Origin of the sequence: Moorena producens 3L (assembly GCF_000211815.1) — a bacterium.
GTDB classification, from domain to species: Bacteria; Cyanobacteriota; Cyanobacteriia; order Cyanobacteriales; family Coleofasciculaceae; genus Moorena; species Moorena producens.
Map to the genome: position 1 here is coordinate 80,672 of NZ_GL890973.1, position 22,700 is coordinate 103,371.

Sequence of the window (22,700 nt, forward strand, 5' to 3'; positions counted from 1 at the left end):
AGACTATCACAAAATATGTTTGAAGGAAAAATAGTCTGGAATACACAAGGAATGAAATGACCTCTAAGCAGGATAAACCTGAGGTGGCTAAAATCCTCGAACCATTCAAACTCGCATTGGCTGAGCATCTGAGTAACCCTGATGTTGTCTTAGACGAGGTACTGGCATGGACTGGCTCTCAGCCTTTTTTGACCCAGAAGCTTTGTCAAGTTATCCTTGACTCTAAATCTCCCATCCCTGTTGGTGAGGAAGCTCTCAAAGTCGAAGAACTAGTCAAAACTCACTTCGTTGAAAATTGGGAAACTCAGGAAGCCGCTGAACTTCTGCAAGATATTCGTAGTTTCTTGCTCGAAGAACAATTCCTGCGGCTATATCAGAAAATTTTGCAGGGAGTCATGATGGCAAATGACAGTTGGGAACAAAAAGTGTTGCTCAACTCCGGTGTGGTGATTAACCAGGGGGGAAATTTAAAAGTTTCTAACCGTATTTATGAGGTTGTTTTTAATCACAGCTGGGTAGCTCAAGAGTTAGCACAGTTGACCAGTACAGACTATTGGTTGGCATCTGAGCTGACGACAGATGCTACTGATCAAGCCATCGCCATTGCTTTTCCTAACCTACCAATCACCCCAGTTACTCAAGACCAAGATCTCACAACTGACCAGCCTAAACACTCAGAGCTGACAACTGATGAACCCAAACACCCAGATCTAACAACTGACGAGCCCAACCAATCAACTGTAGTACCTTTAGAGCCAGACCAAGCCACAACCTTGGCTACCTCATCAGCTAGCAGAATCCCATCACCCATTAGTTTTTGGGGTGGCTTGATCGCCTTGTTTCTAGTCATTACCTTTGGTGTATTTCAGTGTACTAGTGCTAGAAGAGCAGACGATCAACTAAAAAACCTTGCTTCTGAGGACATATGCAGACGCCAATTTACTACCAGAAAAGAACAAATAGAGCAACTTAGAAAGATAAAGAGTCAAAATAGTGCTTTTCCCAAGCTATGTCAGTCAATGTTAGATCAATTGCAGTTTTCCTATGCTATAGAAGAGCTCGCTAGTCAAGGTGAATTCAAGCAAGCTACTATAAATCTTTGTAAAGTATCAGAGCGTTACTACCAGTTTAAACAAAAATCTCTTCCACGTTTTTTCCGTCGATGGGATAGGAATAATGAGAATTATGCTAATTGGTTGAGAAACTATCTAATAAAATTAGATTGTCCAGCTGCTAAATATTTGGGGTAATCAATTGTTAAATTGTTAAATTGTTAAATTAAATTGTTAAATCAGTAGTTGTGGCAACAGGGAACAGGGAATAGGAAATTCATGCATGGATTTTTAGCAAACAGTTAACTAAATAACTAATTAATTTAACTAATTAATCTAACTTAATAGACTGGTTTTAGTCAATAAAAATTTATTTTATTGCCTACTTTTAAAGACTTAGCTATTTACTGATAAGCCAGATTCTTCTAAGGATTATAAAAAACTCCATCGCTACCACTGATTTCTTCTTCCAAAGATACCCTAATTCCTCGACGAGCAATTTCAAAAATAGTTAAGATAAATTCTCCCAATTGAAAATATTGGGTTTGACGTAATTGTTTCCTATGGCGTTGTTTGCCGCTAATCCGCTCATTGATATGGCTTGCATAATATAAAATTAGGCTAACTAATAGCCAACCTAATAAACTCAATAGAGCTGTTACAATGATAATAATCAGCCAGCCTAAGAACTGACACAACACTTGTAATAATGGATCGTCATATACATCAAGTTCCGAGTACAACAGAGAACTATTGCTACTAAAGATTCCTAAGGCAATCGTTCCCCAAAATCCACAGAAAAGGTGAACAGGAATCGAACCTACGGGGTCGTCAATTTTCCAAACTTGTAGAAAATATTCGCCTAAAAGGACAAAAATACCGCTGATAGAGCCAATTATAAATGCACTTTTGATATCTACAAAAGCAGCTGAGGCTGTAATTCCCACCAACCCACCTAAAATGCCATTGATAATTGAGGCTAGACTGGGTTTTCCCAGGATAATTGGACTAAAAAATACGCTGGATATTCCACCAGCTGCTGCTGCCATCATGGTAGTTGTGATGGTATTAGCTACATAATCGAGATCCTTTGCTGAGCCACCATTAAAACCAAACCAGCCCAGCCAAAGAATTAAGCAGCCTAAGGTGGCTAAACCCAGATTATCGGCAGAGAACTTTTCAGTTTCGAGACCTTCATATCTATCTGTTCTTAAATTGTAGCCAAAACGACCTTGTCGTGGCTTTAGTAGCCAAGCCCCTACCAAGCCAGCCATACCACCAACACTATGGACTACAGTTGAACCCGCAAAATCATGAAATTTTAGCGCCTTGGCTAGCCAACCATAGTGTCCCCAAACCCAGTGACCGGTTACGGGATAGATAAAACCAACCAGGAAAAAACTAAATAGGAGAAATGCCCAGAATTTTACCCGTTCAGCAACAGCTCCTGAAACAATAGTGGCTGCAGTTCCAGCAAAGACTAACTGAAATAAAAATAGAGCCGCAAAGGAGCGATTAGACCAATCTTGATTGAGACAATTAAATCCTGATTCTGGAAAACCAAGATTTCCAAATTGGGGAAAGGGAAGATTAAAAAACAACCCCTTTTGACCCACTAAACTTAAACTATTATTTTCTCCTGGAACACAACTGTAAGTGATGCCATCACCAAACATTAAGCCAAAGCCAACTAGCCAAAAGGCTAAGGCTGATATACAGAAAACTATCAAATTTTTAGCCAAGACATTAGTCGCATTTCTCCGTCTACATAACCCGGCTTCTAACATGGCAAAGCCAGCATTCATAAAAAAGACTAGAAAAGATGAAACTAACAACCAGATAGTAGACAGGTTAGTGAAATTATTCGTGTTACTATCTTGTGCTACTGCTACACCAAGCCATCCCAGCAGGATGGTAATAGCCAAAGATAGGCAGAAGTACCAACGGCTCGGTACCCGGATGATTTGGTGTTTTAATCTCTTGTACTTATGTCGAGACATCAAAGCAAGCTTTCTAGTTTTTTGACACTCCCCGGTCGCGCATACGCGGGGATTCTTCATTCAACGAGCCAGCTTGCTGAACCTGGCCGGAACCAAGAACAGTAGAGGCCGATTCTCCTGAAGCGTTTAGATATTTTAAGATCCAGGTTCCGGTGTGCCCCACCGTACCCAAGGCTTTCTTAAGGATGTTTATTGCGGCGTTGTGGTCTCTATCTAACTGACAACCACACTTGCACGTATGAGTCCTAGTTGATAGGGACTTTTTAACTTCTTCGCCACAATTGGAACAGTTTTGGCTGGTATATGCAGGATTTACTGCAACTGTTACCTTTCCGAACTTGGTGCCAAAGTGCTCCATCCATTTCCTAAACTGATACCAACCTGCATCATTAATAGACTTAGCGAGGCAGTGATTTTTTACTAGGTTCTTGGCTCTTAAGTCGACCTAGGCGACCAGATCGTTAGAACAGATTACGCAGCGCGCCGGAGACGAAACCTTAGAATAAAGAAGCCTTAATAACAAAGATTTAACCCTTTTATGCATAGCCGACTAACCATAAAGGCTTCTTTATTCTTACGGTAACTTCGTTCCCAGTCTCTTGGCGTTCTCTTCACGTTGCCTACTTATCTTAAGGTGCTGTCTGCCTAGTCTATTAACTGCTTTATTTCGATTGGATGAGCCTTTCTTCTTGCGAGAAACTCGACGCTGGTAGAACTTAAGGCGTTTTTCTCCCGTTCTGTAAAAGCAGGGATTTGGTTCAGTTTTTCCAGCGGAATCAGTGTAAAAATATTTTAGTCCAACATCCAAGCCGATAGCTGTCCCACTTGGCTCTAGTTCCTCTTTGATATCAACTGAAACACAAAACTGGACATAATAACCATCAGCCCGGCGAACTATACGGACTCGCTTTATTTCCTTTTTATCCAAGCGCCACAAGTCCCATCTACCTTTAAGCTTAAGCTTCCCAATACCCTTTTTATCACTAAAGGTGATTGACTTCTTGTCAGGGGATAACTTCCATCCAGACTGTTTATACTCCACTGAGCGGCAGTTTTTCTGGAACTTAGGAAAACCTTTCTTTCCAGGTACTTTTTTCTTGCAGTTATCAAAGAATCGAACAATTGATGACCATGCTCTTTCAGCACTAGACTGACGAGCAGTAGAGTTTAATTCATTAGCAAAAGGAAAGTTTTTAGCAAGGACTGCACTGTACTTATTAAGGTCAAATTTGTTGACCCCTTTATTTTCCATCCAATACCTGAGGCAGCTATTACGGATGAACTGGACTGTCCGGATAGCCTCGTTGATCCCAGAGTATTGATGTTTTTTTCCTTTCGCCTTGAACTCTAAAATGATCATCAGCTTCTTAAAGTTACCGTAAGAATAGGGTCGCCTTATAACAACAGTTTTAACCCTTTTTCCATAGCCGACAAACCATAAAGGCGACCCTATTCTAAGGTTTCGTCTGGGACCTAAACTGTTCACTCCCTTATTTTACAACATCCAGACTAAAATTCCGGATTTTCCTGAAATATTTTTCTAGGCGCGTCAAGCCGCTGTGAGCCTTCATCCCCGGTCATTAGACACGGGGTTTTCGGCTTTGGGGGATTTTTATAAAAGGACAGAGATTTACGCGAATCTGTTCACAGCAGAAGCTGAGCCATCTTCTAGCTTTGAGTTAAAAGGAAGCTGAGCCTCTGAGTTCGCTAGTTCTTGAAAATGAATAACTTCTTTACGGGGATCAGCATGACTGACTTTGACGTGTAAGCGATCGCCTAATTGAACCGAACGCTGGAAACGCATGGGCAATTCTAGACCTAACTCTTCTAGGAGAATGTTGCCCTTATTCTCGTTTTCTCGCCACCAACTGAGTACTAATACTTGCCAAACCTGATTCGGGTTACGCCGCAAATATTCCAATCCCCAATATTTGTTGGTATCACGTTCTACTTCACTAGCATCCTTAGCTGTTCTGGTTACACTCTGCATCGTTTCGAGCAAATCTTCAGCTTCAAAGGGTAGGGGGTCACCCCGTAGATGAGCTTTCAGCTGGAAATGAGTCATTAAGTCAGTGTAGCGGCGGATCGGAGAGGTTACCTGGGTGTAAGTTTCCAAAGCCAAACTAGCGTGGCGTGTTGGGGTAATGCTCATTTCGCTTCTAGGCATACACCGACGCATGGCACAGAACCGCACTGGACCGGCTGGCAATAGCAGCAGTTCTTCTTGGGATGGAAGTTCTGGCTGGGGTTGTCCTCGGAATGGTAGTGGAATTTGGTGCGCTTGACCATAGCGTCCAGCCACTTCACCTGCCAGAATCATCATTTCTGCCACCATTTGCCGTGATGGTGAATCTTCTAACACCTCAATGGTAATTTGGTCATCATTTCCCACCTTGATTACCGACTCTGGCATATGGATGCTAATCGCCCCCTGAGACTTGCGCCACTTTTGCCGACGCACAGCCAAGTTAGCGATCGCAAACAGTTCTGTTTCTGCCTGTACCCCTAACTGCAACATTTCATCTACATCTTCATAAGTCAGGCGATAGGTGGGTTTAATCAGGCTGGGGTGAATCTGATAGTCATAGATGGCACCATCTTGATCCAAGATCACGCCAAAACTGAGTGCGCCACAGACTTGACCTTGAACCAAACTCATTGGACCAGTTGCCAGTTCCGATGGGAACATGGGAATCATGCCCGTGGGTAGATATATGGTGGTACTACGCCGTCGTGCTTCTAGGTCAAGATTATCCCCTGGCATTACCAAGCGGGTTGGGTCAGCGATGTGAATCCACAGACGCTGAGTGCCATCCTCTAGATCTTCTATACTCAAACCATCATCTATTTCTTGGGTACTTTCATCATCTATGGTGTAGAGTTTCAGATGAGTTAAATCCAAGCGATCTGAATCTGGGTCAGTAGGAGGATTTGCCAGGTATTGCTGGGTCAATTCGAGTACCTCACGACGAAATTGAGTTGGGATTTTATGACGCAGCAAGTACTTCTGGTGAGGACGCCACAAACCCAAATTTATCAATAAATCGAAGGCATTTTCTGGGTTTTGAGGGCGTTTTAGTGCTTCCAGAGTTTCCTGAACTGCACGAGATGGTTTATCTGGTTCACTAACGAACCGTTCTAGAGCATCAAAGCGAGTGCGATCGCTATCAACCCACTCTACTTGCTCACCCCCTAACTTTTGCTGTACTCGCTTCAAAAATTCTTCTTGTTCCTGGTGCTTTGATTGAGCCGCTGCCAGTTGATGCTTGATTTCAGCCACCATGCTAGCGGAGCGGGGTTCATAGGTTTGTGCTTTTTGTTTAAAATAGATTTTGTCTTCAAACAGAATACAGTGTGCCGCATAGCACTGGGGTGGACTTTGCTCAGAAAATAATAACTGTGCCATGTCAGCACAGGTAACCGCCTCTCCTTCTTCCACCAGTAATTCCCAAGCTAATTCTAAGCTATCTGGGTCTAGATAGGGTTGTACTCGAGCAATAAACTCTGGTATTTGTGATGGCTCATAAGTAGAATCTGCCACTGTGTAGGTGACTTGTCGAGGATGGAGCTTGTGCAGTTTCCCCCGTTGATCCAAAGCAATCAAGTGGTTCTTGCCCTCTGGACGATCGACAACAGCGAGATGGCGTTCTCCTTGTAAGCGAAATTCGATTAGTGTTCCCTTTTCCACCAGTTCTGATAACCCGGGTAGCGTTTACCAAATCCACCTCCCCCCAGTCTATCCTGTGTTGTTGAGATACCCAACTCGGCAGACGGGGTCAAGTCTAAAGTCTGAAGTCTGAAGTCTGAAGTTGTCAGTGGTCAGTGTAACTCCTGGTTGGGTCGCAAGTTTTTAGTTAACCATGTCTTGATGCAGAGCGCGAGTGGGGGAATTCCCCGTGAGGCCACTGCATCGCGCGCCTCAGCCATCGATCACCCCATTTCATCCTTCATACTTCATCCTTCATCCTTCTTATTTGATATTTGATTCTTCACACGGGAAATATCCCAGAGGAAGACCGTGATTGTTCACCTTAACCTTCTTTATTAATATAGGGTAGCAAAGCCAAGAACCTTGCTCGCTTAATGGCTGTGGTTAGCTTTCGTTGTTGTTGAGTCGTTAGATTAGTAATGCGGCGGGGTAGGATTTTTCCCCGTTCAGTGATAAACTTGCGCAGCAACTCAACATCTTTATAGTCGATCGGTTCATCGGGTTTGATCGGAGAGAGACGTTTACGAAAGTAAGTCATGATTGGTTGTGATTGGTGATTGGTTATTTAGGTTACTGGTTACTGATTATAGTCATTTGTTCTTTGGTAAGTATTCAGCTATCAGCTATCAGCTATCAGCTATCAGTTATCAGTTATCAGCTTATGGGCTATCAGTTATCAGCTTATGAGCTATTAGCACGCTACTTAAGCTGCTTAGGTTTCTTTTATTCTGACGGCACCTGAAGTAGAGTGAGCCATTCGCGTAGCGTGACTCAAAGGCCAATGTTCACGGCTGACCACTGAATGCTTACAATAAAACAGGTAAGCATTGGTTTAAGCTGAGTTACTTGAGCTGACCGCTGATAGCTGACCGCTGAACGCGCACGCGTGTGCGTAGCACATAAGCTGAATACTTGTTCTTTGTTGCTTGTTCTTTGTCAATAGTCCATTTTCAATTAACAAATTCAATTCACAAATGACCAAGGACCAAATCTATTTGATTTCTTTGTGAATCATGTGCTTGTTGCAATGGGTGCAAAATTTCTTCAGTTCCAGACGTGATGATGTGTTACGGCGATTCTTCCTAGTGGTATAGCGGGAAACACCAGCCGAGCGCTTATTGGAGTAACTGCGACATTCAGTACATTCTAGAGTAATAACGATTCGGACACCTTTCTTACTTGCCATAGTTTTTTTTCTAAGAACTCAAATATTACAATTAAACACAATTTACTATTATCTCATGGGATGCCCCAGTCTATCAAGTAGATGCAAAATTGCTCAAGTCTCGGGAAAAACCTCACGCCTTGTTGGCACCATCATCGTGCAGGGCAATCTGGTCACTGACAAGGGCAGCCCACAGTAGTATCCTTGAAATGCGATTAGCTAGACCAATCAAGCCAATCATCATCGCGCTTTAGTGCAGCGAAGCCAACCATGCTCTCCAGTTTAGTTAGAGTCAGTAACCGGTGCAAGGGTAACGAATCTAACCTCAAGAATCAAGATAACCGAAAGCCCACTACCCTAAACTCTGAGCCGGATTGGTGTATAATAGCACGACTCCCGTAACTAGCCAGACCAACTCGAAGATCAGCATCTGCAACATATAAAAGCCAAGAGTATTTTTGATCAGGAGTGAGCTGACCAGCCATACTCCTACAAAATCGATATCGAAAGCAGCAGCCCGCCACTCTATTGCTATAGCAGTCGCCAGGGCAGTTAGGACATGACAAAAGTCTCACACCCTTTGTAAGCGCAAGAGTTTGACTTCTGACAAATGACTTCTGCTATACCTTAGGGAAAGCGGGGATGAAATGGTTTTCTAGTGACATACTCCCGACGCTGACAAGCACGGTACAGCGCGGGCTTCATTAAACTAAGCCAGTGAGTCACCTCTGACTCGTCTTCAAAAACGTACGTGATACTTTCGCATCATACGGCTCATCATTACAGTACAATCCTTGACATTGGCTCCTCTAGAACGGATTTTCATCTAACTCTTTTGAGTTGGTTTTGCTTCCGTGTTTGGCATCATGGCAATGTAGGTGTAATAATTCGAGATTTTTGTCTGAATTATTTCCATCCAGTGCGCGTGGTATTATATGGTGCTTTTCCAACAAATCTCCATCTCTGTTCGCGAAGCGTCGGCTACGCCGAAGGTAAGACCACTGCGGAGTGCATTTCCGGAAACGAAACCTAAGATAGGGTCGCCTTACTACAAAAGCGCCGTTACCTTTTACCCATAACCTACCAACGTTTGAAGTTACCCTATCTTAGGGTAACTTCAAACCCTTCTTGCCGTTTCAAAAGCCTTCCCGGAGACGAAACCTTAGAGAGGGTCGCCTTATTAAGCCCACCTACTTACGTCGTGTTTTATTGTATATTAATTACGAAGAGTATTCGATGTGCCTTGCGCGCATTCTTGAATGTACAACCAGCTTCTGGAGAAACCATTGGCTTAGACGGCAAAGTCCTTAAAGGTTCAGATCAGATTGAAAACGATAATCCCAATTCCGACTCCCAAGGAGACGAAACCTTAGAGAGGGTCGCCTTATTTCATATAACTTAAAACTATTACCCATAACCTGTTCCTATAAAGGCGACCCTCTCTTACGGTAACTTCAAACCCAGCAATTATGTTGGTCAGTTCTTACATTGTTGAGCGGGGCTTGATTTTAGAACCCTTTGAAGTTGATGCCAAAACCAACGAAATTAAAGCTTTACCAGAGTTGCTCAAGAAACTGGCTCTAAAAGGAGTTGTCAATGCCAATGATGCTATTAATACCCAAAAAAAACTTGTGAATTTATCGTCAACAGTGGCAAGGATTATATAGCTGCTTTAAAAGGTAACCAACCAAGTCTATTTCAAGATGTTAAAACAAATTTTAGACCGGAATGGCTCTTCCGGCAATATGGTGTAAAATGTAGCTAGTAATACTAAATGCTGTTAACCGACGGATGGACTTTCATCTAGATATAGCAGTCGCCAGGGTAATTAGGACATGACAAAAGTCTCAAACTACAGTATGGCAAGAGTTTAACTTCTGACTTCTGACTTCTGACTTCTGACTTCTGCTATACTTTGTTAAATTTACCGAATGTAACCGTGTTCACTTCTTATAAAAAAGAATAATTTATAATATTGAATTTGGATTTATTAAATGAAGTAATTAACTGTCCTAAGTGTCAAATTTATACGAATGACATTAATCAAAATCGACCAATTTTAGTGCGAGATTTATCCATATAGCGCTTTTTAGCCTCATCAGGTACACATATTTTTTTCCCTCTTCCCTCTTCCCTCTTCCCTGCTCCCTGCTTCCTGCTCCCTAAAACCTTAGGTGCGCTTTCCGTTGGCGAATTAAATTCGCCACGGGTCGCACCTCAAAAACTTGTACCTTACTAGATTAAAAACCGCTATATGTGGGCAAGGAGTATACTTACAAGTGCCTCGTCGTCAATTTTATTGTTGTCACTGTCAAAACTACTCAACTGAACCTTTAAGCTTTATATAAATGGGTCGTAATTATACAAAAATGGATGAATAATATATCTATAATAAAGTTCAAGAATTAACAGTGGCACAAGTAAGCAAAAATGAACAATTAAGTCAAGAAAAAGTCGAAAAAATTTTTAAAATAATCCATAAGCAAAAAAAAATACTGGGTAACTCCACAACGGTTAAATATAGATGAATTTAGTCGAGCAAAAGGAAAAATAAAATTTGTTACCGTTGTTTGTGATATTGATAACAGTTATTTATTATAAGTAATTGACTCTCATAAGAGTGAAGAAATTATAGAAGTACTCAAGGAGCAACCTATTGCAATCAGGGGAAAAATCAAAGAAGTCAGTGTAGATATGTGGGGTGGATTTCAGAAAGTTGTCAAGGAAGTTTTTCCGTTCGCGTAGCGTGCGCGTAGCGCAAATGCTAATCTGGGAATAGATAGATTTCATGTCATAAAATTAGTTAACAAATCTCTGAACAAAATTCGCCTAGAGTTAGAGGGAATGGGGAATGGGGAATGGGGAATGGGGAATGGGGAATGGGTAATGGGGAATGGGGAATGGGGAATGGGGAATGGGGAATGGGTGATGGGTAATGGGTAATGGGTAATGGGTAATAGGTAATAGGTAATAGGGGGAGCATGTCACTAATGCCTAATATTTGTACATTATCTATAGCCCCCTCATGGGTAAAAGCCAAGCTGATCTGGTAAATAGTTCATCTGTTCTGCAACTAAGACCGGCTCAATAACATGATTTTTGTTGTTTTGTCAAGTAGTTCATTTGTTAGGCTTATTTGACCTGCTCCCCATCAAGACAGCGTGCCCGTAGCGCATTAGCTGACCGCTGAATGCTTACAAATCAACAAGCGGGTGATCGGACTCGAACCGACGACGTTCAGCTTGGGAAGCTGACATTCTACCACTGAATTACACCCGCAAACCTTTAACTATTATTTAACTATTATTGGTATTATAGCAGTTCTTAATTGGGTCAGGTACTTCACCCGATTGAGCATTGCTAGATCAAGTGCGCAAGAATACCCATCATAAAGAAGATTGATAGGGAGATGGGGCAGATTTTTATTAAGGTTAATTACCCGGACAGGATCTGATCGGGGCCTTCAGCTTGGCTTTTTGGTAAGCTGTAGACAAAGATTAGCCTTCCCCATTGCTGCTAGTATAGCGCCCAAGGATCACTTAGTAATGCTTTGAGGTGTTAACCCTAAGCGAGCTATACAAAAGGTTAAACTACCAAAAATTTAAATCTACCAAACTAGTAAAACTAAGCCAGTGTCATGGGAATACTGGACTTTGTCTTAGCATTTAAGTCAATCAAAAATCATGTTTAACACCACTGAAATTCTAATTAACGCCTTTGTTATAAGACTCCGGGAAGGCTACCGCCGAACTTACGGGGGACTCAACCCTGACAACGAAGATATAATTGCTTGGGCTGGCAGCATGGCAATGGAAAATATTGCCAACAGTGATGCCCTCTATCACAATGTGGAACACTCCATCCTAGTTACCCTCGTCGGACAAGAGATTTTGCGAGGCAAACATATCCGTGAAGGTGGTGTAACTCCTGATGATTGGTTACACTTTATCATTTCTTTGGCATGTCATGATATTGGCTATGTTAAAGGAGTATGTCGCCAAGACCGAGAAAATGAACGACTCTACGCTACTGGTCAACATGGGGAGATGGTTCATTTACCCCAAGGCTCTACCGATGCTGCTCTGACGCCTTATCATGTCGATCGGGCAAAATTATTTATTGATGAGCGCTTTGGTGGTCACAACCTGATTGATGCCGAGTTTATCAAGCGCAACATTGAACTGACTCGTTTCCCTGTGCCGAAGCAAGGGGATCATCAAGATACAGGTAACTATCCTGGATTAATTCGCGCCTCTGACTTGATTGGTCAACTGAGTGACCCACGCTATCTCAAAAAAACTAGTGCTTTGTTCTATGAGTTTGAAGAAACTGGATTTAACAAAACCATTGGGTACCTCCATCCTGGAGATCTGCGGCAAGGCTACTCTAAGTTTTACTGGAATGGGGTATACCCTTATATTCAGGATGCCTTGCGTTACCTATCCTTAACTCAGGAAGGTCAACAAATTACGGCTAATCTCTTCTCCAATGTCTTTGTGGTCGAACACTCACACAATCACAATGGACTGGGGAAAATGACACAAAAGGTTAATGTATAATCAGAAATTATGAACGGTGTTGAGTGAAGGGTGTTGAGTGAAGGGTGATTGGATCAGATTTCGATACCATCTTTGTATGGGTGAAACATAGCTAATGCAAGATACGCCCATACAAAGTAAACACGAGGTGCTTTTCGCGCTTTCGGAATAATCCTATGAACTGGTGGCAAAAACTTACCAAGAACCCTCTCGCCCGTTTTGGGGCATTGCTATTATTGACTTTTTATCTAATTGTCATTGCAGCAGATGTTGTTGCTCCCTATGATCCTTATGTGTCTCAGCCAGATGGTTCCCTGCTACCACCTACCAAGATCTACTGGCGTAACCAGCAAACCAAAGAGTTTATTGGTCCCCATGTATATCCCACAACCCAAGGACCAACGGATTTAGAGACAGGCGATCGCAAACTGATTGTAGACTGGCAAAAGCCGTCGCCAGTGGGTCTATTTGTTCCAGGTCGGGAGTATAAGTTGTTTGGAGCGATTCCCTTCAACCGTCACCTGTTTGGTACGGTGGGTGAGGGGAAGATTAATCTATTAGGTACCGATGAGCAAGCTCGTGATCAGTTTAGTCGCTTGGTGTATGGGGGTCGGATTAGTCTTAGTATTGGTCTAGTCGGAATTGCGATCTCCTTTCCCCTTGGTCTAATCATTGGGGGAATTTCCGGCTATTTCGGCGGCTGGGTAGATGGGATCATCATGCGTCTGGTAGAAGTTTTGATGACTATTCCTGGTATTTACCTACTCGTCGCCTTAGCGGCTGTGCTACCACCTGGTCTAACTAGTGCGCAACGGTTTTTATTAATTGTTCTGATTACCTCGTTTATTAGCTGGTCTGGCTTAGCACGAGTGATCCGAGGACAGGTGTTATCGATTAAGGAGCGGGAATTTGTCCAAGCTGCCAAAACTATGGGGGCGAATCCCTTCTATATCATTGTACGCCACGTTCTGCCCCAGACAGCTTCCTATGTGATTATATCAGCAACCTTGGCAGTTCCTGGTTTCATTGTGGCCGAGTCGGTGCTGAGTTTGATTGGATTGGGAATTCAGCAACCGGATCCGTCCTGGGGAAATTTGTTGTCTTTGGCAACCAATGCCTCAATCATCGTGCTACAGCCTTGGTTGATTTGGCCGCCAGCACTGCTGATTATTCTGACGGTGTTGGCGTTTAATTTACTTGGGGATGGTTTGCGGGATGCTCTCGATCCCAGAAGTTTACAGCGCTAGCTATTGAAATACTCAAGGGGGAAGGATCGGTCGAGTCTGGAAAAAGCCTTTTTTTCTCGGTTCAATCATCAACCTTGCTCCCCTTGAACTATAGCCCTCACCACAATAGTCCGAAGGATTCAGTTTTAACAAAACATCTCAGGGAACAATAATATTAGAAATGGAATGTTTTGTGGCTGTGTTTACCCATTATCAAATACTTACTGGCTCAGACAATAATATATAAAATACAAACCCAATCCAGAGCAAAGAAGAAGAGCACGGCAATTATAGCGTTGATCACAGTTATGAGGTACAGTATTCTTTGAAGCTGATTCCCTGTTAGGTGCGCTTTCCGCATCTAATGATTAAATTCGCTCAAGGTGCGCGCCTCCTAGGCCGGGGAACCCGGCCTAGGGTCGCACCTTCGGGTCGCACCTGAAGATGCAGCGCATCCCTATTACCTATTACCTATTACCTATTACCTATTACCTATTACCTATTACCTATTACCTATTACCTATTACCTATTACCTATTACCTATTACCTATTACCTATTACCTATTACCTATTACCTATTACCTATTACCTATTACCTAAAATCCCGAAATTTTGTACCTCATAGCTATGAGAAGTGCTATAAATAATAGTAATACTGGCTAGTTGCTGTTAGGATTTTGCGCTCCAATTAATTTTAACAGAGTACTAGTTTTGGCGACGATAAAGACTTTAAAAAAGACCTAGTTTTGATAAAAAAAATATTTTTTGTTTCTTTATAAGAATCGACAATTCCTTGTCTGTTTCTTTACAGTCCATGTGGCAAGACAGTACCAGTTAGAAGAGACATAGGGACTGCGGACATGAAAGCATTATCACTGGAAAGTGTTACGGCAGCATCTAATCTACCCAAGGAGTCACCTCCTCAGGAGTATCGGAGTGAGTACCCCTTCCGGACACTACTTTATCTCTACCGCCAAGACCTAGGTAAAATCGGACTGTCGATGGCGGTGTATGTGATCAAACACAGTCCGGAATGGATCAGACCATTGGTGATTGCTAATGTAATTGATATTATTGCCAACCCAAGCACTCACCCACTGTCGGAGTTATGGATTAATGGGGCTATCTTAGGGATTTCTATACTGCAAAATATCCCCACCCATTACTTACACATCCGGTTTATGAGTCTGGCGACTCGCAACATGGAGTCGAATCTGCGCTCACTCATCACCCAGCAGCTGCAACTGCTTTCGATTGGGTTCTACAAAAATAACAGCAAGGGAGCACTACAAACTAAACTCTTGCGGGATGTGGAACAAATTCAAGGGTTGGCAACAACCCTGTTCCAGTTTGTCCCTGCGGCTATGCTAACTATCTTAGTAGCAATTGTCGCTACTGCTATTCGTGCTCCTTGGTTCTTGCTGTTCTTCCTGGGAACTGTTCCAGCAGCTGTGATTCTGATTTCGGTACTCAGACGACCGATTCGCGATCGCAATTCTGCTTTCCGGCAACAACTAGAAGAAATGGCAGCTAGCTTAATCGAGATGATTCAGCTAATCCCAGTCACACGAGCTCATGGTGCTCAACAGACTGAGATGGAACGGATTGATGGCAAGTTAGTGACGGTCAAACAGGCAGCGGTGCGACTGGACTCGATTAACGCCATCACTGATTCCTCTTCTTGGGTAACCCTACGGTTATTCAGTCTGGTTTGCTTGATCACCTCAGCCTGGTTAGTCTATACCAAGCAATGGTCAATCACAGTGGGGGATGTGGTGTTACTGACCGGCTATTTTGATTCCCTGACTAACTCGATAGTGCAAATTTTAGCTGTATTGCCACAGATTGGCAAAGGTTTTGAATCCATTCGCTCAGTGGGTGAAATTCTCGAGTGTCCTGACCTAGAGCGCAATCCTGGTAAGATAGCTCTGCAACAGCTGCGTGGTGAATTCACCTTTGAGTCCGTTAGTTATCAGTATCCCGATACGGAACAGTTTGCCATTCAAGACTTTTGTCTACAGGTCAATCCTGGCGAAACCATTGCCATCGTCGGACCATCCGGAGCCGGAAAATCGACCTTATTAAGTCTGATTATTGGTTTCATGGCTCCCACGACCGGAAGAGTTTTACTAGATGGTACGGATATGAGTAGCCTAGACCTACAGACCTATCGGAAATTCCTCTCAGTGGTTTCCCAGGAGACTATCTTATTTGAAGGTACGGTGCGAGAGAATATTGTGTACGGCAGTCAACAATTGGATGAAGAGCAGTTAATCAAGGCGATTCAGGATGCCAATGCCTTAGAATTTATTCAGGAATTGCCCTCGGGACTTGATACTCTAATTGGGGAAAATGGGGCAAAACTTTCTGGTGGTCAACGGCAACGACTAGCTATTGCTCGTGCTTTAATTCGTAATCCACGGGTGTTAGTTCTCGATGAAGCAACATCGTCTCTAGATACTGCTTCGGAAGCTTTGATTCAGGACGCTTTGGAACACTTGATGGAAAACCGCACAACGTTTGTAGTAGCTCATCGCCTGTCAACGATTCGGAAGGCTGACCGGATTGTAGTTATGGAACGAGGGCATATTGTAGAAGTTGGCAATCACCCTCAACTGCTGCAGAAAGAAGGAACCTATACACAATTACATTCATTACAAATATAGCAGTTATGGCGCTACGCGCAAGTCAGAAGTCAGAAGTCAGAAGTCAGAAGTCAGAAGTCAGCTATGACTAAGTTTCGGAGTTTAGGAATGTCCTGACCTTCATGTGTAATGCTATATCAATGGGGTGAGGTATAGAATTATGGGTTTTAGGGAGTAGGGAGTAGGGAGTAGGGAACAGGATAAAAATTATGTGTACCTCATAGCTATGAGAAATGCTATATCACTGAGGGAAATCACCGAACTGTTCTCGATAACGAGCTAACAATGACTCCATTTGAGCTAATTGCTCCTGAGCTTGTTGCTTTTGCTGACATTCTTGTTCGGCTCGTTGCTTTTCGAGTTCGGCTGCTTCAGTAGGGGCAGGAACTAGTTGTCCTTCTGGAGTAAACCAACGTAATTTTGAGTCATAAATTCCCAAATATAGTGCCAACTGTTGACTCCACAACCAACCTTCTTGATTAGGCTCAAGTTCGAGATAACAACCATCTACCAAGTGGAAGCCCTTTAATTCCAGGGTGTTGGGGTCAAACCAGAAATAGTCGGGAGTACGGAATGTATCCTGGTAGATTTGCTTCTTTAATCCTCGGTCCGTATCTGCTGTGGTAGGGGAAATAATTTCTACAATCACATTCGGATACTTCCCCTCTTCTTGCCACACTACCCAACTGTTCCGAGGTTTGCGCTCAGTTCCCAGCACCACAAAAAAGTCAGGCCCACGAAATTCTTCAGACTTACGTTGTCGAGGACTGTAATAAATAGTCAGATTTCCCGAGACATAGAAATCATCACGCTCATCCCACAACCACTCTAGGCATTGGATGAGTAGGGTCATTTGTAGTCGATGTAGATCAGTTTCCAAAGGTGGTTCGTCACTGAATAAATCCCTAGGGGGAAATATAACATCTTCCGGTACAGTTGTTGCCTTTTCTGTTGGCGTTTCTGTTGCCGTTTTTAATTCTTGAGTCAAAGACATGGCGGCTAGGGTACAATAAGTAGGTAGTACTTATTAGTCTATAGCCATTTAATTTTTTTGTGCACCATTTTTATAATTAACTGATCTGCCAATCGCTAGATCTAGTCAAGTAATATCTGAACAAATTGGAAAAATTATCAATCTCTGATCGCAACCATTCAGATAATAAATGTTCACAGCGTTTTTCATAACTATCAGGTACACCTGTTTCCTTTGCTATAGCTGATAGCTGATAGCTGATAATTTAGCATTCACTTTTTTTTATACTAAAATTACCCCCGGAAAAAAAATTTATAAAAACCCTTGACAATTATAAATATAATCATTACAATAATCATTGTAAGCGATGCAGCGCGGTCTTGGGGGTTTCCCCCATGAGCGACTGCATCAAGACAACGAAATTTAGTTTTTAGCCATGTCTACAGAATTTATTCCGAATCACAACAATAATCCCAAGAAACAACGTATTAAGTACATTAAGGGCTCTCCTGAAGCAGTAACCAAAACTATTTACGGCCTTTGCGCACTCGGGTATGGGTCGGTTTCCGACTGGAGCCCTTTGCAACCGACGGGCATTCCGGGGCAAGTAATTAGTTTTGCAACCAAGTATCAAACTTGGCGTTAATAGGTTAAATTTATGGGGGGGTTTCCCCCCCGGTCTGGTCCGGTAGGATCACATCCGGATTGATTCGGAAACTGATAGACAAGACAATTGCGTTTACAGTATTGAAATAGCCGTGGATAGTATTTCTACGGCTATTTTTTTTTGTAAGCTATCAGCTTAAGCGCTACGCGCACGCTACGCGAACAGCTATCAGCTATCAGCTATCAGCTTAAGCGCTACGCGCACGCTACGCGAACAGCTATCAGCTATCAGCTATCAGCTTAAGCGCTACGCGCACGCTACGCGAACAGCTATCAGCTATCAGCTATCAGCTTAAGCGCTACGCGCACGCTACGCGAACAGCTATCAGCTATCAGCTTATGATTGGGGCTACACCTATGGTGGGCAGTGCCTAGTAACGGGCTTTGTCAGCTGATTTGTATCAAGCACTGCCCACCCTACATGAACTAAAATCAATTAAATTGATCGTAATGACCACCTATTGCAAAAATATAAACATAGTTATCATCAAATTTGTAAATAAGGCGATCTTTTTGAGAAATTATTCTTGACCACAACCCCGATAAATTATGTTTTAACGGTTCAGGTTTTCCCATTCCTTTACCGGGATCGTCTCTCAGCATTTCTTTGATGATTTTACAAAGGGTTTGATGGAGTTTTTTGTCTTTTTTACGAAGTTCTTCGTAATTTTCCCAAGTTTTGCCCTCAAATACTAAGGATATCATCTAGTTCTTCCTGATTGGGAGAGTAGCCTTTATTTTGGGTATGGGTAGCTTGAGAATGGTTAATCTGTTCCATTAAATGGCTATTTTGTAATACATACAAGGTTTCTTGTTGTTGTTCCAAATCTTCGGCACTAATAATAATAAAGTATCCCTGATTGGGATCGGTTATTTTGAGGGTAGTATGGTGATTGATGACTTGTTTAATAAAGTCTTGGATGTTAGTTTTAAATTGCTTGATAGGGATAGAGTTCACGATTTTTTCCTCATTTATACTTAAGTATAGCAAGTTAATATAGCGGTTTTAAATTAGGTGAGGTAAAAGTTTGTTGGTGTTAGGGAGCAGGGAGCAGGGAGCAGGGAGCAGTAAAGCCAGAAGAGGGAAGAGAGAAAAAATTATCTGTACCTGATTAGGTAACAAAGCGCTATATTTGCTTGAGTTAGTTGTATGCATTCATCTCAAGTCGGGTTGAATACTCATAATAAAAGTTGATCGAAGGCAAAGGGCAGAAGGCAGCTTTGCTGAAGTAAAAGAATAAGGTTTCAAGGGAATGGTGCGATGGGCTACGCGCAGCCAAAGGCGATTGATCTTAGGTCAAGCTTCGCGATGAAGCGTTCGTAAAGCGTGGCCCAAAGGCCTCAGCTTCCGCTAAATGCGATCGCTTTTAGGGGTTCCAAAGGAGCATCGCAACGGTGACACGGCAGCAAGGTTGTGAGTAGAGCCTATGTGCCCACTATGATGTAAACCTAAGAGTTTTTTTCTTATCAAATAAAATTATGATTTTTTTCTCTTATCAAATAAAATTTTGGCTCTTTTTACTCTCTTGCTTTTTGCGTCTTGCTTCCATCACTTTTACTACAACCAGTGTATTGACATTCTAGATACAAACACTATAGTAGTTTATAGGAATAAGCTAGGCAGCATTTACCTTAAAATAAAATGATTTGTGATAATTTTTGTTTCCTAATTCCAATTGCCTTTCCTATATATATCGTTTTTCATAACTATGAGGTACATAGGTGCGCTTTCCGTTGGTGACTTAAATTTACCAACAGAAAGCGCACCTTTACAAATATGAAATGCATCCCACTATTAACGGTTGACATGACCACAAATAAAAAAACGATAAACCCACAAAAACCCAGTAGGAAAACTCAAGGTGTAACACAATTATCAACTAGACCAAAAACAAGGTCTGGGAAGGTTATTAATGAACTGCTTATCAACATTTGGGAGCCCTTGGATCAGCTTGGAAAAGCTTTAATAGGTGACCTCTGGCGAGATGTCTATTTAACAATTCAGGATGCCATTGGTCTTGGGATCCTATACGTTATTTTCGGCTGGATATTTCATTGGATAACTAAAGAAAATTTTACAAGCTTTGATCAATGTTGGAATACCTGGAGCGTTTGGGAAGTAAACCGCTACTTCTGCCTTGTTGTTGTTTTGTTAGCTTTTAGCTCCTGTATTACCTTATGTGGTCGAATCCTCAAACGCTTATTAAAAGATATGATTAATCTATGACGCTATAACTAAGTTAGTGAATATGTCTACAGTTAAACGCGAAGAAATTAGTCTCTACCAAGAAGCCAAAGCTAGTTTAAGTTCCCTGTTTTGGCAAACAGCCCAAGTCTTTACTAGTTTACTAGTAATATTCTTGTTCGCTGGTGGCAAACCTCCCGGTTGGTTAGTCACCACCAGCTTTGTCGTCGGTACTGTATTTGTTTTTTGGAGAGAAAACAAGCGAACTAAGGATGGATCAAGTGAACATAAACAAATAAATAATAACGAGCATAAACCAAACAAATCTATGGTTCCCACTTATAAGAGTTACAAGCAAAGGAAAGCTAATCAAGTTCTGAGACGATCAATTGCAGAGAAAGAAACTACTATAGATGACCAGAGTGATGCCAAGTTTAACGCTAGTGCTAACTACTTCGAAAAAGCTGATTATGTTAGTAGTGAACAAAGCTATGCTAAGCAAACTAATATGGATAGAGACTCGAAAATACAGAAATGGCAAAACTATTTTAATTTTGCATTAATTATAATCATTTTTACGGCACCACTATTTACTTTTGGAATCAAAGAATTGGGGAAAAAAAATTATAAAATATATAAAAATAATCAAGGAATGATTGCTGAAATAAATAGTAAACCTCTTGTTTATTCTTCTCCAGTAATTTCACAAATTCCGACAGATGATAACCCTGAAAAAACTCAAAAATTATCTAAATCAGTTGAACCCCAACTAGTTGAACCTATAGAAGTTGAAAATAAAGGTATTATATATAATTTTAAAAATTGCCAAAAATCCTTAAATGTAAATTCAAGTACTCAATCCATAAGTTGTGCTATATTAATTACAAGCACTAAAGAAAATGTTCAGTTGCGTTTATATTCCAATCGCACTTCTTCTCAAAGAAGTAGACTATTGGATCAAGGTAAAGAATATGTAGCCACAAAAGTTGAATTTGGTACATACAGTAGTAATCGCATAGGTTATGTAAAAAATAGCTTGATTAAGGATGTACCGATAGAAGCCATTATTGATTTTGATGGAGTTCCACTAGAATTAAACCAGATAGATATCCTGCAATTTACATCCTATTTAGAGAGTTCTTATTACAAAGGTAAACTCAATACTGAATTACGTAATTTGCCGGTTATTCCGGAAAAATAGAAATTATCTAATTTACAAATAGGTTATAGCGGTTTTTAATTAGGTGAGGTACAAATTTTAGGGTTTTAGGGAACAGTGGCGTAGGGTGCGTGATAAGACGGGCTCCCCTTGATTTTCCCCCTGTTGACATCGGTTGAGATAGCCCGGCCCGTAACGCACCACCGGGTCAAACTAGAGATCCTTCCCCCTTGCCTCAGCGCAACCCTATAAATAATTTGTCTGTAGATATCTTAAGATTAGTAAAAAGCGAAGATTTGAGACAATCCCCTCTACGGAACATTACTTTCTGATATTGATCATTTACCAAACAGCAGACCGTTACCGTCGGTTGTTTCGGGCTACCAATAAAATATTTTCCGCCAATACCGAGATAATCGACAATCCAGTATTCTGGAATGCCCAAAGCTTCGTAATCTTCATACTTACGAGCATAATCATTCTGCCAGTTTGTACTAACGACTTCAACCACAAGTTTTACAGTAGTACCCAGAGTTATAACTGGTTCCCTTGCCCAAAGTGGTTCGTTGACCAATTCTCCCTCATCAAGGACAACAAGATCTGGTCTGAAAGCGTTGAAGGTTCCCAAGGGCTGAATTAAACAGCGGTGTGGGATAAAATAAGGTACATCTAAACGATCTATTTCTACGTTAAGCTTTCGGCTAATCAACGCCACGACTTGCTCGTGGGGGCCAGTTGGTTCCATCTCAATTAGCTCTCCATCAATGAGTTCGTACCGTTGATCGTCTCCATACTGAGCAATAAATTCTTCTGGACTGATACCGGTTGTGGTTGCTGATAAAATCATAGAGCGGTCTCCTACTAAAACCTTACTGTTATCAACACCTAACTAAAATGTAAGCTATCAGCTTATGCGCTACTTGAGGTGCTTTTGAATAAAACAGGTAAGCATTGCTTTAATCTGAGTTAAGCCACAGCATCGTTCGCACAGCGTGGCCGTTCGCGTAGCGTGGCCAAAAGGCCAAAAGGCCAAGGCCAAAGCCTGTGCCACGGCTGACAGCTGAACACTGACAGCATGAACATTTGGATTGATGCCCAACTGCCTCCAACATTAGCAACAAGCCCTTGGGTGGTGCGTTACGGGACGGGCTATTTCAATACTAGCGCTAGGTTTTAACATGAGGGCAAGCCCGCCCCTAACTCACCCTACGCACGACGCACGACTGCCTCCAACATTAGCAGCGAGCCCTTGGGTGGTGCGTTACGGGACGGGCTATTTCAACACTAGCGCTAGGTTTTAACATGAGGGCAAGCCCGCCCCTAACTCACCCTACGCACTATCACCTACTATTTATAAGTGTTCAACGGAACATGATCTGAG

General features: G+C 42.1%; 22 protein-coding genes, 1 tRNA gene and 1 pseudogene. 10 read left to right on the plus strand and 14 right to left on the minus strand.

Annotated features, from left to right (window positions below; all coding sequences use genetic code 11):
• The first annotated feature begins 56 nt into the window (after positions 1-56).
• Entirely contained in the window at positions 57-1,250 is a 1,194-nt protein-coding gene (locus tag LYNGBM3L_RS32115) for a hypothetical protein (protein ID WP_008191251.1), read from the plus strand.
• Between the two features lie 227 nt (positions 1,251-1,477).
• Here the strand turns inward: LYNGBM3L_RS32115 and LYNGBM3L_RS32120 are convergent, their stop codons facing one another.
• The 7 genes and pseudogenes from LYNGBM3L_RS32120 to LYNGBM3L_RS37600 form a co-directional block, all read right to left on the minus strand.
• The gene (locus LYNGBM3L_RS32120; RefSeq protein ID WP_044495721.1) at positions 1,478-3,052 is read right to left on the minus strand and encodes an ammonium transporter; all 1,575 of its coding nucleotides are present in this window, start codon (positions 3,050-3,052) and stop codon (positions 1,478-1,480) included.
• A 13-nt stretch (positions 3,053-3,065) separates the two neighbouring features.
• Positions 3,066-4,412 (minus strand): annotated as a pseudogene (locus LYNGBM3L_RS32125) (RNA-guided endonuclease InsQ/TnpB family protein).
• A gap of 270 nt (positions 4,413-4,682) precedes the next feature.
• Positions 4,683-6,740 carry a ribonuclease catalytic domain-containing protein gene (locus tag LYNGBM3L_RS32130; protein ID WP_008191260.1) on the minus strand — a complete coding sequence of 686 codons (2,058 nt, stop codon included), beginning with the start codon at positions 6,738-6,740 and terminating at the stop codon, positions 4,683-4,685.
• 343 nt (positions 6,741-7,083) lie between these two features.
• Complete coding sequence (rpsR, locus tag LYNGBM3L_RS32135; RefSeq protein WP_008191262.1) at positions 7,084-7,299, minus strand: 30S ribosomal protein S18; 216 nt, start codon at positions 7,297-7,299, stop codon at positions 7,084-7,086.
• A gap of 453 nt (positions 7,300-7,752) precedes the next feature.
• A complete protein-coding gene (gene rpmG / locus LYNGBM3L_RS37595) occupies positions 7,753-7,947 on the minus strand; it encodes a 50S ribosomal protein L33 (RefSeq protein WP_071986987.1) in 195 nt (64 codons plus the stop codon).
• Positions 7,948-8,258: 311 nt separating this feature from the next.
• Positions 8,259-8,411 carry a hypothetical protein gene (locus tag LYNGBM3L_RS44765; protein ID WP_008191268.1) on the minus strand — a complete coding sequence of 51 codons (153 nt, stop codon included), beginning with the start codon at positions 8,409-8,411 and terminating at the stop codon, positions 8,259-8,261.
• Between the two features lie 324 nt (positions 8,412-8,735).
• A complete protein-coding gene (locus LYNGBM3L_RS37600; protein ID WP_081431819.1) occupies positions 8,736-8,879 on the minus strand; it encodes an HNH endonuclease in 144 nt (47 codons plus the stop codon).
• 290 nt (positions 8,880-9,169) lie between these two features.
• Here LYNGBM3L_RS37600 and LYNGBM3L_RS44770 point away from each other — a divergent pair, with 290 nt between their 5' ends.
• The 3 genes from LYNGBM3L_RS44770 (at position 9,170) to LYNGBM3L_RS50725 (ending at position 10,671) form a co-directional block, all read left to right on the plus strand.
• Positions 9,170-9,328 (plus strand): hypothetical protein, encoded by a 159-nt coding sequence (locus LYNGBM3L_RS44770; protein WP_154659987.1) that lies wholly within the window; start codon positions 9,170-9,172, stop codon positions 9,326-9,328.
• Positions 9,329-9,395: 67 nt separating this feature from the next.
• Positions 9,396-9,593 carry a hypothetical protein gene (locus LYNGBM3L_RS32140; protein ID WP_008191272.1) on the plus strand — a complete coding sequence of 66 codons (198 nt, stop codon included), beginning with the start codon at positions 9,396-9,398 and terminating at the stop codon, positions 9,591-9,593.
• A 994-nt stretch (positions 9,594-10,587) separates the two neighbouring features.
• Complete coding sequence (locus LYNGBM3L_RS50725; protein ID WP_438941764.1) at positions 10,588-10,671, plus strand: hypothetical protein; 84 nt, start codon at positions 10,588-10,590, stop codon at positions 10,669-10,671.
• Positions 10,672-10,729: 58 nt separating this feature from the next.
• Here LYNGBM3L_RS50725 and LYNGBM3L_RS48140 read toward each other — a convergent pair whose 3' ends face one another.
• Complete coding sequence (locus LYNGBM3L_RS48140) at positions 10,730-10,966, minus strand: hypothetical protein (protein ID WP_229414775.1); 237 nt, start codon at positions 10,964-10,966, stop codon at positions 10,730-10,732.
• Positions 10,967-11,133: 167 nt separating this feature from the next.
• Positions 11,134-11,205: transfer RNA gene (locus LYNGBM3L_RS32145), tRNA-Gly, on the minus strand.
• A 404-nt stretch (positions 11,206-11,609) separates the two neighbouring features.
• Here LYNGBM3L_RS32145 and LYNGBM3L_RS32150 point away from each other — a divergent pair.
• The 4 genes from LYNGBM3L_RS32150 to LYNGBM3L_RS32165 all read left to right on the plus strand — a co-directional run bounded on the left by LYNGBM3L_RS32150 (position 11,610) and on the right by LYNGBM3L_RS32165 (position 16,357).
• Positions 11,610-12,485 carry an Npun_R2479 family HD domain-containing metalloprotein gene (locus LYNGBM3L_RS32150; protein WP_008191277.1) on the plus strand — a complete coding sequence of 292 codons (876 nt, stop codon included), beginning with the start codon at positions 11,610-11,612 and terminating at the stop codon, positions 12,483-12,485.
• 155 nt (positions 12,486-12,640) lie between these two features.
• Positions 12,641-13,711: an ABC transporter permease gene (locus LYNGBM3L_RS32155; RefSeq protein ID WP_008191278.1), complete on the plus strand. Its 1,071-nt coding sequence runs from the start codon at positions 12,641-12,643 to the stop codon at positions 13,709-13,711.
• Between the two features lie 423 nt (positions 13,712-14,134).
• Positions 14,135-14,338, plus strand: coding sequence for a hypothetical protein (locus LYNGBM3L_RS32160; RefSeq protein ID WP_008191280.1), 204 nt, complete (start codon positions 14,135-14,137; stop codon positions 14,336-14,338).
• Between the two features lie 213 nt (positions 14,339-14,551).
• A complete protein-coding gene (locus LYNGBM3L_RS32165; protein WP_008191282.1) occupies positions 14,552-16,357 on the plus strand; it encodes an ABC transporter ATP-binding protein in 1,806 nt (601 codons plus the stop codon).
• A 220-nt stretch (positions 16,358-16,577) separates the two neighbouring features.
• Here LYNGBM3L_RS32165 and LYNGBM3L_RS32170 read toward each other — a convergent pair whose 3' ends face one another.
• The 3 genes from LYNGBM3L_RS32170 to LYNGBM3L_RS32180 form a co-directional block, all read right to left on the minus strand.
• Positions 16,578-17,330 carry a Uma2 family endonuclease gene (locus tag LYNGBM3L_RS32170; protein WP_008191284.1) on the minus strand — a complete coding sequence of 251 codons (753 nt, stop codon included), beginning with the start codon at positions 17,328-17,330 and terminating at the stop codon, positions 16,578-16,580.
• Positions 17,331-18,407: 1,077 nt separating this feature from the next.
• Positions 18,408-18,680 carry a Txe/YoeB family addiction module toxin gene (locus LYNGBM3L_RS32175; protein ID WP_008191287.1) on the minus strand — a complete coding sequence of 91 codons (273 nt, stop codon included), beginning with the start codon at positions 18,678-18,680 and terminating at the stop codon, positions 18,408-18,410.
• Complete coding sequence (locus tag LYNGBM3L_RS32180) at positions 18,661-18,933, minus strand: type II toxin-antitoxin system Phd/YefM family antitoxin (RefSeq protein WP_008191289.1); 273 nt, start codon at positions 18,931-18,933, stop codon at positions 18,661-18,663. The genes LYNGBM3L_RS32175 and LYNGBM3L_RS32180 overlap by 20 nt, the downstream gene beginning before the upstream one ends.
• Before the next feature lie 849 nt (positions 18,934-19,782).
• Between LYNGBM3L_RS32180 and LYNGBM3L_RS32185 the strand changes: the two genes are divergently transcribed.
• On the plus strand, positions 19,783-20,202 hold the full coding sequence (locus tag LYNGBM3L_RS32185; RefSeq protein WP_008191291.1) for a hypothetical protein: 420 nt from the start codon (positions 19,783-19,785) through the stop codon (positions 20,200-20,202).
• A 22-nt stretch (positions 20,203-20,224) separates the two neighbouring features.
• Entirely contained in the window at positions 20,225-21,361 is a 1,137-nt protein-coding gene (locus LYNGBM3L_RS32190; protein ID WP_008191293.1) for a hypothetical protein, read from the plus strand.
• A 193-nt stretch (positions 21,362-21,554) separates the two neighbouring features.
• On the opposite strand, the gene LYNGBM3L_RS32195 is transcribed toward LYNGBM3L_RS32190, so the two are convergent.
• Positions 21,555-22,166 (minus strand): Uma2 family endonuclease, encoded by a 612-nt coding sequence (locus LYNGBM3L_RS32195; RefSeq protein WP_008191295.1) that lies wholly within the window; start codon positions 22,164-22,166, stop codon positions 21,555-21,557.
• Between the two features lie 69 nt (positions 22,167-22,235).
• Positions 22,236-22,418, minus strand: coding sequence for a hypothetical protein (locus LYNGBM3L_RS42350; protein WP_131826829.1), 183 nt, complete (start codon positions 22,416-22,418; stop codon positions 22,236-22,238).
• Positions 22,419-22,700: the final 282 nt, after the last annotated feature.

Excerpts from the sequence above, each read along its gene's own strand:
- LYNGBM3L_RS32115 (WP_008191251.1), top strand. The coding sequence starts at position 57 with ATGACCTCTAAGCAGGATAAACCTGAGGTGGCTAAAATCCTCGAACCA.
- LYNGBM3L_RS32120 (WP_044495721.1), bottom strand. The coding sequence starts at position 3,052 with ATGTCTCGACATAAGTACAAGAGATTAAAACACCAAATCATCCGGGTA.
- rpsR (WP_008191262.1), bottom strand. The coding sequence starts at position 7,299 with ATGACTTACTTTCGTAAACGTCTCTCTCCGATCAAACCCGATGAACCG.
- rpmG (WP_071986987.1), bottom strand. The coding sequence starts at position 7,947 with ATGGCAAGTAAGAAAGGTGTCCGAATCGTTATTACTCTAGAATGTACT.
- LYNGBM3L_RS44765 (WP_008191268.1), bottom strand. The coding sequence starts at position 8,411 with ATGGCTGGTCAGCTCACTCCTGATCAAAAATACTCTTGGCTTTTATAT.
- LYNGBM3L_RS32140 (WP_008191272.1), top strand. The coding sequence starts at position 9,396 with ATGTTGGTCAGTTCTTACATTGTTGAGCGGGGCTTGATTTTAGAACCC.
- LYNGBM3L_RS32150 (WP_008191277.1), top strand. The coding sequence starts at position 11,610 with ATGTTTAACACCACTGAAATTCTAATTAACGCCTTTGTTATAAGACTC.
- LYNGBM3L_RS32155 (WP_008191278.1), top strand. The coding sequence starts at position 12,641 with ATGAACTGGTGGCAAAAACTTACCAAGAACCCTCTCGCCCGTTTTGGG.
- LYNGBM3L_RS32160 (WP_008191280.1), top strand. The coding sequence starts at position 14,135 with ATGCAGCGCATCCCTATTACCTATTACCTATTACCTATTACCTATTAC.
- LYNGBM3L_RS32165 (WP_008191282.1), top strand. The coding sequence starts at position 14,552 with ATGAAAGCATTATCACTGGAAAGTGTTACGGCAGCATCTAATCTACCC.
- LYNGBM3L_RS32170 (WP_008191284.1), bottom strand. The coding sequence starts at position 17,330 with ATGTCTTTGACTCAAGAATTAAAAACGGCAACAGAAACGCCAACAGAA.
- LYNGBM3L_RS32175 (WP_008191287.1), bottom strand. The coding sequence starts at position 18,680 with ATGATATCCTTAGTATTTGAGGGCAAAACTTGGGAAAATTACGAAGAA.
- LYNGBM3L_RS32185 (WP_008191291.1), top strand. The coding sequence starts at position 19,783 with ATGACCACAAATAAAAAAACGATAAACCCACAAAAACCCAGTAGGAAA.
- LYNGBM3L_RS32190 (WP_008191293.1), top strand. The coding sequence starts at position 20,225 with ATGTCTACAGTTAAACGCGAAGAAATTAGTCTCTACCAAGAAGCCAAA.
- LYNGBM3L_RS32195 (WP_008191295.1), bottom strand. The coding sequence starts at position 22,166 with ATGATTTTATCAGCAACCACAACCGGTATCAGTCCAGAAGAATTTATT.